Here is a 16955-nt window from a genome sequence, read left to right on the forward strand (position 1 = left end):
GAGGACAAAAAGAAGTATCGTACTAAGAACCCATTCACGGGTTATGACCCCGAGTTTCACCCAGACGAAGCCAAACAGCACCGCAAAGAGCACCACAGGAAAAACAAAGATCTTAAGAATAATTTTTCTCCTCCTCATTGAGACCACCGGGGCTTTTTTGATAAATTCGAACTATAGTGAGTGCAGTTGGATGAAAACTTTTATCAGTGTAAAGGCGAGGTTGAGAGGCACAGATTTGTGGTACTGATTTTCTCCAGCATTAGAAGTATGGCCGCTACCCCCTTTGTTTGGGTCGCCTAACTTCAATTAAGTACTGTGCTTATAAAGGCTCCCTAGGTTTGATGAATTTCCTCAAACCCAGCTGATATGTATGATGAAGGCGGAATATTAATAGTGATGTCCGATGGTTAGTGAGGGATCTATCGCTGGCCGTTCTGCTGTGAGAACGATAACTGGAGAACTCGTGGAATTTATAGCCAGGGAAACTGGTCTCGATAAAAAGATCATTCTAATGGTCTTGAAAGCTGAGGAAGACTTTCTCATGCTTCAGATATCTAAGAGCTTAGGAAGTGACCAGCCATGAGGAGGGTTAGCCTTATTGTTTTGATGATTCTTCTCGGCTCCCTATTACCTCATAACTTTGTACTCCACGAGAGAGTTCTCGCCCAAGCGGGGCCTTCCGATATAGTCGTTTCGAATCCAAGGTATACCGTGGAGAACGGGAAAATAATTGTTTCCGTTCCTATTGAGAATAGGGGAGGGTCGGGAAGTCCATTTAACCTCACGTTCTCATTCATTGGTTTCATAAGTTCTCCAGAGCCTGAGGAGGTTCCCTTCACATGGTTCAACACGAGCAGGATGCTTGAAAATTCGCGTGAGGTTTCGTCGGGGGAAGTAGTTAATGGTAGTGTCGTGCTAAGGGACGACGATGGCTACATAATATACGAACTTCCCTTTGAGCTGAACTTCTTTGGTATTCCCGTGAAAAAACTCTCGGTCAGCACCAACGGCTACGTGGAGCTGATGACGGAATACGAGGACACTATCTCCGAGGGGGATTACGAGGTATGGGATTTCCTCTCCGAAAGCAGGAGAGACTTCGTAGCTGGTCTCGATGAGGATCTCGAAACCGAGGACGGCTATCTGCTCGTGGCCAGAATAGAAAACGGCGTCGTGATTGAGTGGTTTGGCTCAACATGGGATGAGTACGACTCGGAGAACTACCCCATCAACTTTCAGCTGATAATACTTTCCAACGGGACGCTCATATGGAGCTATGGTCGTCTCAGGGCCCTAAGCTACGGCAAGGCGGGGTACTTCTCAAGGGTCTCACTCGAATCCAGGGAGATTGAGCCTGAGGAAGGAAAAAGCTACTCTCTGAGCCTCCCCCAAGTGACTCCAACAGTTCTGAAAGTTCAGATTCCACCCATGGAAGAGAATGAAACCCGTAACGTCTCCATAATTTCGCCGGTGGACGAGGGATACGTGCGCATTTTTGCTGACTTGGAAGAGACACTAAATGAGGTCGACCGCTCAAACAACTTTGCTGAGCTGTGGCTCTGGCCCGGAAACTACTGGATAGAAAACGTCAGCATTGGCAATGTAACCCCCGGCGAATTCGTCGAGGTAAACTTTACGGTGAAAACAACTTCAAGGCATCCGGAGCCTGTGGCGGTGAGGCTCCTAAAGAATGGGGAAGTAGAGGTAGAACGCCACATCTGGAACCTCCCAGCGGAGGGTCTGACAGGGGCTCTTCACTGGCTTGCCCAGGGCGGGAGCTACAATCTGAGCCTTGAGATAGATGCAATGGGAGATACAAACCTGAGCGACAACTGGGTCTATCTTGGAGAGTACTCCTTCCCGTTGCCGAACTTCAGGATAGTAAATTACTCCATTGAAGTGCCCCACTGCTCTGGCTCCCCGGCGAGGATAAGGGTGAACGTGACCAATGATGGATCGCTGAACTGGAGCAATGTGGGGGTAATGGGGGCACTCATGTACAGCGACGGAACCATGTCACCATTCTGGACCTTCATACCATTCCTGCCTGCAGGAAAAACTGCCGAAGTTCTGCTGGAGCCCGTGGTTGCCCCAGGGAACATAACCGGGGTTCGTATAGAGGTTGATCCCTACGACTGGGTCGAGGAGTCTAGTGAGGACGACAACTCTGTGAGCGTTGACCTTTCTCTGAGCATTGAAATGCCTGACTTTACTGTGGTTGGAATGGAGATTCCTTCAAACGTAACGACTGGGGAATCTTACCTGGTAAACGTTACCCTGGACAACCTGGGAGGCTGCTACGGTGGGGCTGTGGGAGTTAGGCTCTACGAGAACGGTCGCGATGAAGACTCAGAATACGTAGAGATAAACGGAACTACTAAAGTCAGTCTGAGGTGGTCACCTTCGGCGATAGGATGGGTCAATCTCACCGTCGCAGTCGATCCATACAATGTGATAGCTGAGCTTAGAGAGGATAACAACGAGCTAACTGAGAGAGTTTTTGTGAGAGGGCCCGATATAACGATAACGAACGTTGAACTGGTGAGCTTTGACGGGATAGCAGGAAGCCCGGCCGTCTTCAACGTGACGCTCAAGAACCTCGGTGAAACCTTCACCAGCGGGTTTTATATCAAGGCCTACGGGGGCCTCAGTACGAGCACAATATATGTTCCTGGAGGGCTTTCGAAGGGCGAAGAAAAGACCGTGGCGATGGAAATCTACGCTAACGCTGGGAACGTTACCATCTATTTTAAAGCCGATTCCTCCGACAGGATAACGGAGACGAACGAGTCAAACAATGACTTTTCATACGAACTGAATGTTCCCTTGCCAAACTTTAAGGTTGAAGCTATATCCCTCCCCGAAAACACCGTCGGCTACGTTCCGGTAAACGTCACGGTGAGGAACATCGGAGCACCCTACAACGGCACGCGCTTTCCGCTAACGCTCAAGATTTCCATTGGGGGACGTTCAAGATACTATTACATCAGGAATCTTTTCGGAAGCAACGAAACGATAACCAAGCAAGGGACTATAATTATACAGGCTCCAGGAGGGCTTGTGAATGCAAGTGTCTATTCAAACGTCAATGAAACATCTAAATCCGACAACTGGTTGGCCATGAACGTCTCAACCGGCTATCCCGACCTGGTAGTAGAGATTCATCCGCCGGAGGTTTCAGCCGGGAGCTACGTGCGGGTCAACTACACCGTGAGGAACCGCGGGAACGCGACCCTCTTCCTTAAAGGAACCTCCCTACCCGTGAAATACGGAATTGAATACGAGGACGGGAGAAGAATAACCGGAGGGACCTGGATAAGCAACCTTGTTCTGGAGCCTAACGGGACAGCTGAGATAAGGCCCTACCTCAGGTTCAATGGAGGCAGAAACATCTTGTTTGGTGTTATAGATGAGGCGAACCGGTGGGTGGAGAGTAACGAGGACAACAACAATGCCACCCTCCTGCTGGAGCTGGATAAGCCGGATTTCGCAATAGCAAACTATTCGATTCCGGATGAGGTTCTCAACGGCAGTGCGTACCTTTACCATCAGTATGGAATCGAGGTCAACGTCACTAACCTCGGGGGAGAATTTATGGGACATCTGATAATTGCCCTGCTTGTCGATGGCAGGGTGAATGAATTAACCGGATTCTACAACCTTGGAAAGAACGAGACCAAGGAGGTAACCCTCTACTACAGGCCTGAACCCGGGAAACACAACCTAACGATAGCACTCGACTACAGTAACGAGTGGATAGAGGAGAGGAAAAACAACAACAATGCCACCGCTATGACCGCTGAGTTCGGGATGCCCGACGTGACTCCGGTTGGCGTGACATGGGAGCCCTACAACTTCACCTCGGGCGAGAGGGTAACCTTCAAGGTTTACCTGAAGAATCTAGGCCAGGCTTTTGAGAAATCATTCACAACCCGGATTGAAATATGGAACGGAAGCAGCAGGCTGGCGTATGGTACTGCTTATCCCTATCCCTACGGCTACACCTTCCGGGAAAATGAGACGCGGGAATTCAGATGGATCTGGTACGGTGCAGAGCCTGGGAACTTGACCCTCAGGGTAGTGGCGGATTACTACAACTACCTGCCGGAGACCAACGAGACTAACAATAACCTCACCGTTGACCTTGGAAGCATCGGAACTCCTGACTTCGAGTTGAGCAACCTGAGCGTTGGAGAGCTGGCCTTTGGAAGGTGGGTGGATGTTAACGTCACACTCAGAAATCTCGGGGAGAGCATATACAGACCTTTCAACGTGCTCTTCAACCTTAGCGGGAAGACTTACTATGAGACCGTCTACGGCATCGGTGCAAACGAGATGAGGATTCTCAGTAGGCGTTGGTACGTTGATAGAACCGGAGAACTTAAGGTGAGGGTGGGGGTTGATCCAAGGAATGAAATAGTAGAAACGAACGAAACGAACAACTGGATCTCTGCAATCTACCACGTAGAGCCTCCAGAACTTTTCATAGTCTCATACAGGTGGGAGAGGCATGAACTGGCAAGCGGATACTTGGCATTCACGGTGAACGTGACGAACTCCGGTGGAGACACCTACAAGGGCTTCTATCTTGCTATGTACGTTGATGGTTCACTGAAAGCCCGTGTTTGGGTTCCGACGCTTCTTTCGGGTGAGACCTTGGAGAAAACCCTGAGATGGCGCCTTGATACAGGAGGAATGCACGAAGTCTGGCTGGTGATTGATGATGGCAATTTGATTCCAGAAACTGACGAGGACAACAACATCGTGAAGACCAACGTCACCATTGAGCTCCCAGACATTGAGGTCGAGGGGGTCTCGGTTCCTAAGATGCATGCCAATGCACTATTTACTATTAACATTACTCTGAGGAATTCCGGCATCCAAGACATCGAGAGATCATTCTTCGTGGCGGTGTACCAGGACGACAAATACCTCGGGGGAGCATGGGTTAATTCTCTTCCTGCGGGAGATTCAAAGAAAGTTGGGATAGCGGTCAGGCCCTATCCAGGTGATTCCACCATAACAGTCGTAGCGGATCAGTACAACACCATTGTCGAGGCCAGCGAGGACAACAACGAACTCTCGGTGACCGTTCACGTCAGTGCCCCAGATCTGAGGGTTATCTCTTTCTCTCCCGGAAACCCAGGGTACTCCGGAGAGACTGTAAACGCGACTGTTATCATAAGGAACGAGGGGGACTACGAGACGGGAACATTCCAGTTGGCGATTCGCGAAAACAGGAAAACCCTTGGAAGCGTGTACGTTGAAAGCCTTATGCCTGGGGAGGAGCTAAACGTCACGGTACCTTGGAAGGCAGTACCGGGAAGATACAACGTTACCGCGGTCGCCGATCCATACAACGTCATTCGGGAATGGGACGAGAGCAATAATGCCCTGAGCATTCCGGTCGTCGTTCCGGCGCCAGATTTGAGCGTTTTAAGCTTCAGTTACTCTGGCAGGAGGATAGCAGGGGAGAGCATGAGTTTCATCGTAACAGTTGCGAACAAGGGAAACACCACCCTGTTGCCGTTCTACGTGGTTATCTATGCTAACTCCACTGTTATTGGTGTCAAAAGGCTCAACGGACTCCAATCGGGAGAAGTAAGAACCATTTACTTTGAGAATTCCTGGAAAGCCCGCTATGGGAGCTACGTTCTTAGAGCCGTGGTTGATCCCTATAACAAGATAGCTGAGCTGAGGGAGGACAACAACGAGGCCAATGTGTCGGTATTCATAGACGACGAGACTCCCCCGTCAGTAGTTACTCTCTACCCAGCCAACGGAAGCTTCACTAATGAGGCACTCATCGGTGTCCTTCTGAGTGATGAAGGATCTGGAGTTGATCTTGAAAAAAGCCAGTTGAAGATTTATCGCGAAGGTATTCCAGTTGAAGGCTTAGGTGAGGCCTCGTGGGGGTGGCTTATCTTTAGGAACTCAACACCCCTTCTAGACGGAAACTACACGGTAATTCTCACGGCCGTGGACAGGGCTGGTAACTCGATAGAGTACTCGTGGAACTTTGTTCTTGACAGGAAGGCACCAGTGATTTCCAGCAACATCGTCAACGGCACCCTTTACAACGGGAGTGTGGTGCCGGCGATCAACGTCACCGACGAGAACCTGCTGAACTATAGGGTAACCGTTAACGGGAGAGAGTTCCGTGGCGGGGAGATACGGGCTGACGGGAGTTACCTCCTTGAGGTCTTTGCTGTGGACAAGGCAGGTAATAAGGCGAGATATTCAGCCTGGTTTACGGTCAACGGCATTCCCCATCCACCATCGGGTCTTACACTGAGGATGGAAGGAAAGTACGTGGAGCTGAATTGGCTTCCAAGTGGGGATTCGGACATCGCTGGATACTACGTTTACGTGGATGGAAAGAGGCTCAACGAGGAACCGGTGGAGGTCACAACCTTCAGGGATATCTTCAGGGGAAGCCTCAACTACAGCGTAACGGCGGTTGATTTCATGGGCTTCGAGAGCGAACCAGTTCAAGTATTCCCTGTGAGACTTGAAATAGAGACCGAGAAGATGGTAGTGGGCTACCCAACCGAGGTCAGAGTGAATATTGAGAACCTAGATGGACCAGCCAACGGGACGCTGAGGCTTGAGCTAGTGGACGTCTTTGGAAACATCATCGAGGGTATCGTTAGAAACGTTAGTCTCATCCCTGGGAACGGCACCGAGAACTTTGAAGTCGTAGTTCCACAGGGTCTTAGCTCGCTTAGGGCTTCCCTGACCATCAATAACTCTGGAACTTTAGCCGTCCTTCCGGTGATTCCCGAAGAAGCCGAGGCCCCAGTAATTCTCCCTCAAAAGCTTGAAACTGGTCTTCCCGGGCTCGTGGAGGTCAGATTGAGGAATCACGGTTCCAGACCGCTCGACACCTCCAAGGCCACTTTGAGGCTGGGAAACATTACAGGGGAGGCCATTGGAGTTCTCCCAACAATTTCTCCAGGTGAGGAAGCGGTTCTCCGCTACCGTATCGTTCCGCGGGAAAGGGGGCTTCAAAACCTGACTTTCCGTCTGGGATACTTATCAGCAACGATAGAGGTTAATATCAGAGATCCGGTAACGAGTCCAGTTATGGTGTCCACAGAGAACTTCGTGCGTGGGGCTAGAGCAAAGGTTTACGTCACCTTCAGAAACATTGGCACAGCACCGCTGAGGGTTGCGGATGTTGAAGTGCTCGGAATGAGGCGGAGTGTCGGGCTTCTCCTCCCACCAAATCTCTCGGTGGAGCTTCCCTTTGAGTACACGGTACCCCAGAACGCCTCGCGGATTCTCATAAACGCCACCGTCTTTACCGATGTGGGAACGTTCAGGAGGAGCATCGTGGCAGAAACTGCGGAGCCAACTTACAATGCCAACGTCACGGTTAAGCCGGTCTTCACAGTTGGAGAGGATGTGCTCATCGAGGGATTCGCCTACAATTCAAGTGGCCTTCTTGCTAACGTTCCGGTCAAGGTTAGCGTCCTCCGTGGTGACTTCGTGAGGGAATACTACGTGGTCACCGATGGAACGGGACGCTTTAACCTCACATTCCGGCCGTTAAGGGGAGAATACGGGCACTTCATCGTGAGTGCGACCCATCCGGCTGTCGTTGCCCCGGAGAGGGACGGGGAGTTTGATATAGTCGGCCTAACCCTTATCCCCGATGTATATGACCTCACGGTTACCCGGGAGTTCACTGGGGAAATTGAGGTAGAGATAATCAACCACTGGCTCGACTCGAACGTCTCGGTTGATGTTAGTGCTCCGGAGACCTACAACGTTACAGTTCCCCCGAAGATAGAGCTGAAAAGTGGTCGCAACCGCCTGAAGATTGGACTTTCCAGCAAGAGTGCGGTTAATGGAACCATAGTGATAACCTTCAGAGCTGTCCAGCTGGGGATTGAAGTGAAGAAGAACCTTACCGTGAGGGTTAACGTCCTTCCACCCGCTCCAAGAATAGAAATCGAACCCCTCAGCCTCGATGTAGGACTTTTGACTAACGAGAGTGCTAGCAGGACAATAACGGTAAAGAACACGGGATTCGAAGAGCTCAGGAACGTTAGTGTCGTCTCGTCCATAGAATGGGTAAAGGTTGTTTCGGCATTCACCGGGCTTGAAGCCGGAAAATCAGGGGCCATAAGTCTCTACATAGCTCCCCCTGAGAACCTAACCGGGACGTTCGAGGGGAGTATAAGGATATCTTCCTCAAATTACAGGGACATTTATGTTCCAATCAGGATAACTGTAACTCCAAACGCCAAAGGCTCCCTCAGGGTCATCGTCATGGATCCCAACGCCACAAGGCTAGAAAAAGCTGAGGTTACACTCTACAATGGATACGCCCATTTTGAGGGGAAGACGGACGAAAACGGAACGGTGATCTTCACCGACGTTCCAATCGGAGAATACACGCTTATAGTGGGTGAGGAGAGCCACTATACTTCAAGCAGGAAGGTTGTCATAGAGGCAGGACTGGAGAGGAATCTAACTGTAGTGCTTATGCCCTCGGTGCTGGAGATTGAATGGGAGGTCGTGCCTGTAACCATAGAGGACGTCTACATCATAAAGCACGAGATTGGTTACACTACCTACGTTCCCGCTCCAGAGATAAAAACATACGGTGGCGATCTTGAGGTTTACATAGACTATGAAAAGCTGGCGGAGTTGGGGATAGTAGAGTTCCGGGGACAACTCATAATCAGGAACACCCATCGCTACGTATCGGTCTTCAATATCACCTTTGAGAGCGGTGGCAACCACTACATAGATGTAGAGTTTATGGTGGATAGAATAGACGAGCTGAAGCCCGGAGAAACCGTAATAGTACCCTACGTGGTGAGGATTTACTACCAACGCTCGCCGCCTATAAACCCGTGCCTCCACGAGACCAAAGTCTTTATCCTCAAAGCGGGCGTTGTTTGTGTGGAGGAAGCTGGAAAGATAACCTTAAAGGCCCAGAAAGTGCACAGGTTGATAGTCAAGCCAACCTGCGACGGTTGCTGGAAGAGCCTGCTAAACATAGGTGCGCACATACTCTTTGAGAAGCTGAGCGACAAGCTGGGAGACCTGCTTGAGAACAATGAGATAGCCAAAGACTCCGGGGACAAGGCGCTTGAAGCTTTGAAGGAGCTATATGAGGCATACTATCAGATGAGCATGAACCCCACCGATGAGAACATAAAGAACTATGAGAAAACTCTCCAGAAGTTCAAAGGAACTCTTCTGGAGATTGGAAAGACCGCCCTGGCAAAGTACGGCGAGAAGTACCTTGAGAACTATCTCTCCACCGAGGGAATTGAGTTCGACTTGATACTCGATGAAAAGGGTCAGGTCGTCGGGTTTGTGATACCTTCTGATGTCACTCCGATGTACCCAGAGGTCATGAGCACTATCAACGTGCAGAACGGAAACGTTCAAGTGAACTGGGAGGAAGCTGAGAAACTTGCAGACAAGCTAACTGGCGGGGTTATATCGGAACTCAAGGAGAAGGCCGAGAACCTGTGGATAGTCGAGATGATCAACCTAATAGTGAAGCTTGTTGATGATTACACGCCAATGATAGCTGAGGCCGGAATGAACTGTGCTATCTGCCTACTTCACAACAACTGCAGTCCGCCAAATGTCGGGGAGATGAGACCAATCCAGCTCATACGCACGGCCTACTTCACCGGATACGACGGAGGCGGAGCCGGGGGCGTTTCGGGAGGCGGTGTCCAAGGGGAAACCAGCGTTGGAAGGTTCACGTGCGAGGGTCTTCCGAGACCAAAGAATTCCACGTCACAGACATCGCAACCAACGACTAACTCATGTACGGCTTGTAGCATCAAAACTAATCTCTCTGACCCGGGGGAGAGGAAAATCTGCGTTAATCTCCCAGTGAGAAACCTTCCATCCCAGCCCCTCCAGGAGAACGAGAATGGAGAAGCGCAGAACATGCTTCACATGTGCGTTGATCTGGTCATAACCATAGAACAGAGACTCACCTTCGAGAGACAGGCATTCAGGGCTTCACTTAGGTTCACTAATACTAATGCCAACTACAGCCTGGAGGATGTCAACGTTACCTTGGTCTTCTTCGACGATAACGCTAAGGATGCAGGCGAGAGGTTCTTCGTGAGGCTCGAGGAGAGGAGCGGTCTGAACAACGGAGTACTACAACCAAAGGGAGAAGCAAGCTTCAGGTGGCTCATAGTGCCTAAGGTGGGGGCGGCGAGAGAGTTCAGAACGAGATACTACGTAATGGCCAATGTTACCGCAAAGCTCGGCGACTCCAGACTTGTCTTTGAGACCTGGCCGGCTGTGATAGAGGTTAAGCCGGTTCCCCAGTTGGAGCTCGACTACGTGATTCCAAGAAAGGTCTACGGCGATGACCCATACACCCCGGAGATAGAGCAGCCAGTGCCCTTCATATTCGGATTAAGGGTGAAAAACGTTGGGTATGGAGAAGCCAGGAACCTGAGGATAGCATCAGCCCAGCCCAAGATAGAACGTTCCAACTATCCAGGAGTGTACATAGATTTCAAGCTACTAGGAACCATCGTTAATGGAAAGGCAGCCCCCAACAGTCTAACGGTGAACTTTGGGGATCTAAAGCCCGGAGAAAGCTCAACGGCAGCATGGATAATGAGCGCGGAAGTAACGGGAGATTTCGTTTATTACAATGCCACCTTCCAACACAGCGACGAACTAGGTGGAAACGAAACGTCCCTAATAAGGGTTCTGAGAACACACTTTCTCTTTAGGGCCTTCAACGACACCGCCAACGACGATGGGATGATGGACTTCCTAGTGGATGATGATGGGGACGCCATTCCAGAGATGATAATCGACTCCAACGGGGAGGATTATCCCGTTCTGAAGGTCAACTTCACGGAGGAGTATGGGAGAGGCTTTAGAAAGGTAATTCCTCTGGTAAAATCCCCAGGTTGGATCTACATGGCGATACCAGTTAGCGGGTTCACGAGAGCGACGAGGAGCGATGGAAAAGAACCAGTGGCCCAATGGATTGATAACGAAACTCTCCATCTTTTGGATCTTGGAACCTCGGAATTCTACGTTCTAAAGGCTAACCGCCCGCCGGTTCCGGTGGTGAGGGTCAGTGAACCCATTCTCGTCAACAGAACAGTAACCCTTGATGCATCATTGAGCTACGATCCAGATGGTAGAATCATTAGATACCTCTGGCGGATTGGCAACGATACTTTAGAAGGCCCCCTGGTGAGCTATACTTTTAGAGAAGTTGGAAACTATACGGTCATTCTGACTGTCTGGGACGAAGAAAACTCCAGTGCCTCCATAACAAGAAACATCAGGGTCTATCTGGGCCCGAAGTTCGTCGTTGAAGTGGGAACTATTCCGGAGTGGGGAATAGTGCCCTTCAACGTCACCGTTGAGGTTAGCGTTACCAACACTGGGGATACTCTAGGCACATACAATCTTACTATCCTCATCGACAATCAGCTGGAAGTGGTTGAGGAGGTAACACTTCAGGCAGGTGAAATGAGAAATCTAACGTTCCCGGTTGAGATAACGAGCGCGGGTGAGCATGTAATCTCCGTTAATGGAAAGAACGCAACTGTGTTGGCCTACTGGAACATAAGTCTGAGTAAAAACGAGACCCTTAAATACACGAAGGACTTCGGATTCTACGATTCCCTAACCTGGGAACCCTTTGTGAAGGACTTCAATAACTGGACCGCACAATTGCTGGAAAACGTCTCCCTCCCAGAGCTAATGCTTGAAAGGATACTCGACGAAAAGGTCTCCAACTGGACACTTGTGAATCGCTCCGAGAACCTCAATCCTCGGGAAAAGGAGGGTTACATTAGAGCCATATACTTCAGAAACGCCACCATCAGAGGAATATCCGGGTGGAACTACACTACCGTAAGGGTAGCTCAGAGAGTGGTGATCTTCGCGAACGCAAGTCACAGGCTCGATGAGGAGCCACCGACGATACGGGTAACCCCGGAAAGTGGTGTCTATGAGAGAATACCAGTTCTCAACGTTACAGTCATTGATGAAACCAACGTCACGGTCTGGGTGGAGACGAAGAGGGGCAGGAAAAATCTGACGCTTCTGCTAAAGAATGGCAACGTGTCAGTTTGGACCGGTATGCCACCCCTTGGGCTTGGGAACAACACGGTTACTGTCTATGCAGAGGACTACTTTGGAAATCGGGCCAATGAGACGCTCTGGATTTATCTCAACCCCAAAGCTCCCATAGTTACGATAGAGAGCCCGGAGGAGAAAGTTTACAACTCCAGACAGGTCTGGATAAACTACACCGTAATCGATGATGATCTCGTTGGTGTGAAAGCCTACCTTGACGGGAGGCTCATCTCGACTAACTCCTCGTGGAGCGTCAAACTGGTGCTCGACTATGGAACTCACAACTTCACAGTCGAGGCGTGGGATGTCAGCAACAACGTCACGGAGACTGTCATGTTTAGAATAAACGAACCTCCCACAGTGAACTTCACGTGGAGTGCTGAGTATCTAGAGGTGAGCTTCCAAGCCAATTCAAGTGATCCTGACGGCATAATCGAGTATCTATGGGACTTTGGAGACGGCTCAACTGGTCGTGGAGCAAATATTACCCATGTCTATGCTAACGGAGGAGTTTACAACGTCACGTTAATTGTTTGGGACACCTACAACCTCAGCTCAAGCATTACTAAGATGATAGAGGTCTTCGCTAATGTGAGTCTGAGTAGAAACGAGACCTTTGAGTACACCAGGGACTTTGGATTCTACAACTCGACATCGTGGGAATCCTTTAAGAGAGACTTCGAGGAATGGGTTAACGAGATCCTTCGGGAGATTAAAGTTCCAGAAAGCGAGTTTGACGAGGTGTGGATCGTAAAAGCTGATAACTGGAGCCTCATAAACCACACTGAGAACCTCTTACCCGGCTCCGGTAACGGCTGGATAAACGCCACCTATCGCCGTGTGGTTATCATGAAGGGCTTAATTGATCACAACGAGACGACCATGCTTGTAATTCAGAGGGTTGTCCTCTTCGGCAGCGCAACCAACGTGAAGGATGTGGAACCTCCGCTCGTGAAAATAGTCTATCCCGAGAACAGAACCTATGATCACAACGTTACCGAGCTAATTGTGTTCGTCAACGACTCCACGGTAGTGGCGTCAGTGGTAGCGGAGCTCGATGGGGAAGCTGTTACTCTAATCCAAGCCAATGGCTCGTGGCGGGCAGAAATAATGGCAGGGGATGGGAGACACCGGATCGTGGTTATCGCAAAGGACATATGGAACAACACCGCCATTGAATGGGTAAACTTCACCGTCAACACCACAGTTAGGATTACCGAAATCAATGGGACGGAGATAGTCACAATTCCTGGCGAACTTGAAAGCGCGATCATCGTTCATAACGGACTGCTTAGGATAACACTTGAATTGGGAGGAGAGAGTGTCTCCCTAGGATTCTCCCTCAGGAAGCAGGTGCTCATAGACGAACGTCTCTGGGAAATGCCGTGGCTCGCGGTAAGAAGTGGAATGAATATGGGGAGAATTTCAGTTCGGGAGGAGACCATAAGGAAGGCAGGTAAGCTTTATGAGAGAAGAACGTTCAGGATCGAGGCAATGGGACAAGGTTACGCTGTGCTAATGCTTCCGCTGAATGGAATGGAGGTGGTGAGAGTTACCATCGAGAAAAACGGAACAACTTATGAACTCGGCACTACCAATGAGGGCAAAGTCGGCTACTACGGAACCCTCGGAGGATACCTCTACGTTGTCATTAGAGAGGATCCAGTAGTTGAAATTGAGCTTGAAAAAGTGCTCAAAGAAGAGAAGAAAACTCCGAACTGGTTTGCTCTAGGTTTGTTGTGGGAACGCTGGTACCTAGCGCTTAGAAACGAGTTCATTAAATTCCACATGAATTGCACGAACGAGACTGCGCTTGAAAAGGCTCTAAAATTACACAAAACGGCAGAGGAGTACTACACAAAAGGAAAGGAATACTATCCAAATGTCCCTGTATTGTACGCCATATACATGAGAAAGGCATATCTGCTTGAAAAACAGGCGATCGAAATTGTGAGGCCTTACACTTGATTCCCGGAAGGGATTTATACTTCTTTTTTTATAAAGCTCATTGAGGGATGTGTGTGAATACACTTGCCCTGCTTAAGGCTCTCTCCAACGAAACGAATCTTCAGATACTCTCCCTTCTGAGGTCAGGATCATTCCATCCAAGGGAGCTGGCAAGGCTTCTTCAGAGGAGTGAGAGTGACGTGTCGAGAAGACTGAAAAAACTGGAGAAGCTGGGACTTGTGGAGGGGAGATGGATTAGACTCGGGGATAGAAACGTTAGGATATACTCCCTCAAGGTGAACGAAGTAAAAGTTAACTTCCTGCCGGGAGAGGTTCAGGTGGGTATTAAAGAGGCTGAATCCTATAGGCTTCCCATAACATTTGAAGATGTCCCAAAGACTAGCTTCTTCGTAGGAAGGCACGATGAGGTTGAGATTCTCAAAAATGCAAAGGGTAAAGTGGTTGTCGTTTATGGAATTGCAGGAATTGGTAAGACCAGCCTCCTTGCAAGGGTTTTTCCTGAAGCATTCTGGTACTCAATGAACGGCTCGGAGAGCTTCGAATACTTCGCCTGGCAGCTTAGCCTCTACCTAAACTCCCTGGGATATCGGGCCCTCATGGAGTATCTTCGAGGCGGTGGAAAAGAGGAAAAGGAGCTGTTTGAGCTGATTCTCGAAGGAATAGACGAGACAGAAAGTGTCATCGTGATAGACGACCTCCACAAGTGCCAGGACGAGACACTTATGAGAATGCTCTCTTATCTGGCCGGAAGGCTGAAGAAAGGTACCATCGCCGTTGCATCGAGAGTCAAGCCCCTCCTCGGCATCGAGGGAGTAATCTACATAAACCTAAGTGGCCTGGAACCTGGGGAGGCCTACGAACTGGCAAAAAAGATTAAAAAAAGAATCCCTGTGGACAAATTTGCCAAAATCTACCGCATAACCAGAGGGCACCCTCTGGCACTCATCCTTTTGCTCGAAAGCTCAGGGGAGAGCTTGGAAGAGGCTAAAGAGAACATCTTTGAGTTTCTTTTCACGGAGATTTATCGTTCTCTGACCGAAGAGGAGAAGCGGATGCTTCTAATGCTTTCTATCTTTGAAGAACCCCTTGAATATGAGGCCATTAAAACCCTTTATGGTGGCAGGAAAACCTTTTTCATTCTCCACTCTCTACTGAGAAAGGGACTGGTAGAGAGGAGGGGCAGTCAGTACTTCATCCACGACATGCTGAGGGGGTTTCTCAGAGAAAAAGAAACTTTTGAGAGCAGAACCTACTACCTTGAGTATGCGGAGTACCTCATTCAAAAAAATACCCCCAGAGACTTCCTGAAGGCCTTCGAATATATACTCAAAGCCGGAGCCACCGAGAAAATAAGAGAATTAGTGGAACTTCGAATCCGGAGGTTCAAACACCTGCCGGGAGACTTTCCGAAAACATACAGGAGGATACTATCCCAAGCGGGGGATAACCCCTACGCTCGGGGAGAACTGGGTATAATCTACTTCAACACAGGATTCTTCCAGAAGGCCAGAGATATCCTCCTAGAGGTGGAGGACAAAATTGAGGGCCTCTTCAAAGCGGAGGTTGTGAGCACCTTGGCAGATGTTTTCCTCGTGCTTGAGAACCTAGAGATGGCTGAGAGATACCTTCAGAAGACGAAGGAGCTAGCCGAAGAACTTCAAGATCCTGAGGTGTGGCTTTGGTATTACATGGAGAAAACGAAGTACGAGTACTATCGCCGAAACCTTGAAGAAGCTTTGAAGAGTGCGTTTAAGGAGCTAGAAGTGGCACGAGAGCACGGAAGAAGTCCGGAAGACGAGGGGCTAGTGCTCCTTCACATAGGAGACATATACCTCGACCTGGAGCAACCAGAGGAGGGAATAAAATACTACGAAGAGGGCCTAAGGGTAGCAAAAGCATACGGGCTGACCTTTATCGAACACGTTACGTACATGGAGCTATCCAAGACACACTACATACTCGGGAACTACCGGAAAGCCGTCTCCTATGGAAACCGGGCCGTGGAGTACTTTTTGAGAATCAAGAACTACCGCAGGGCAGTGGATGCCCTGGCTTACAGATGCGTATCATGGATAGGGCTCGGCGAGGCGGAGAGGGCAGAGGAGGATGCCAGGGAGCTCATTAGAATCGCCCACAGTACTGGCTATCCTCTTGCGTGGGCTGGCTACATCTTCATGGGAGCGGCAAAGTTTTTGAAGGGAGAGGATGGGTCTAGTTACGTGGAGAAGGGAAGAAAACATTTCCAGGATTATCCCTGGCTTTTTGAGGCTGTAATTCAAGAACTTGAAAGGGTTTTTGAGTTCCCCAAGGAACTAAAACTTAAGTAGATGGTTCTGGGACGTGAAGAATTTAACCCGAGGGGGAGGCTTTTAAAAGGGAAATGTAATACAAAACTTCCTTCTCGATTATCTTGAACACAACTACACTCTATCACAACTCACCTCTCATAACCTGGAGGATTCCAGTTCAATCACTTTAACTTCCCTAACTTCTTCAATCTCCTTCAACTTATCTTCGAGTTCCTTTGTGCTAATTTTAGACTCACTGACATCGACTATTGCAACTATCGCTGAGAGTCCCAAAGATTCCAGCTCCTCTGCCTCGTTGAATAGGATGTTTATCCCAAACCTTCCTAAAAGCCCACTGACCTTGGCTAAAACTCCCGGCTTATCCTCAACGACCATCTCTATCTCAACTAGCTTCTTTCCTGGCAGGGCAACTCTCTCAACGTGCATTTCTTTTATGTCAGTATCAACCTCCACAAGGAAGTATGCTCCCTTAATCAGGCCGAGCTCATAGGCGAACTCTAGGGGGATCTCTATCTTTCCATCTTCCTTTATCTTTACTATGAAGTACTCCCTCATCCTGACACCAAAAGCTTA

The 16955-nt window shown here is 49.4% G+C and carries 4 protein-coding genes; 3 read left to right on the forward strand and 1 reads right to left on the reverse strand.

Annotated features, from left to right (window positions below; genetic code table 11):
- Positions 1-403 precede the first annotated feature (403 nt).
- Genes PY04_RS05195 through PY04_RS05205 form a run of 3 tightly spaced genes read left to right on the forward strand, consistent with a single transcriptional unit; the run spans position 404 to position 16400 of the window.
- Positions 404-583 carry a hypothetical protein gene (locus PY04_RS05195; RefSeq protein ID WP_014734101.1) on the forward strand — a complete coding sequence of 60 codons (180 nt, stop codon included), beginning with the start codon at positions 404-406 and terminating at the stop codon, positions 581-583.
- Positions 580-14073, forward strand: a complete 13494-nt coding sequence (locus PY04_RS05200) for a CARDB domain-containing protein (RefSeq protein ID WP_237710111.1) — start codon at positions 580-582, stop codon at positions 14071-14073. The genes PY04_RS05195 and PY04_RS05200 overlap by 4 nt, the downstream gene beginning before the upstream one ends.
- Before the next feature lie 47 nt (positions 14074-14120).
- Entirely contained in the window at positions 14121-16400 is a 2280-nt protein-coding gene (locus tag PY04_RS05205) for an ArsR family transcriptional regulator (RefSeq protein ID WP_014734103.1), read from the forward strand.
- Positions 16401-16517: 117 nt separating this feature from the next.
- Here the strand turns inward: PY04_RS05205 and PY04_RS05210 are convergent, their stop codons facing one another.
- Positions 16518-16937 (reverse strand): ACT domain-containing protein, encoded by a 420-nt coding sequence (locus tag PY04_RS05210; RefSeq protein WP_014734104.1) that lies wholly within the window; start codon positions 16935-16937, stop codon positions 16518-16520.
- Between the last annotated feature and the right edge of the window lie 18 nt (positions 16938-16955).

Origin of the sequence: Pyrococcus sp. ST04, from assembly GCF_000263735.1 — an archaeon.
In the GTDB taxonomy this organism is placed as follows: Archaea; Methanobacteriota_B; Thermococci; order Thermococcales; family Thermococcaceae; genus Pyrococcus.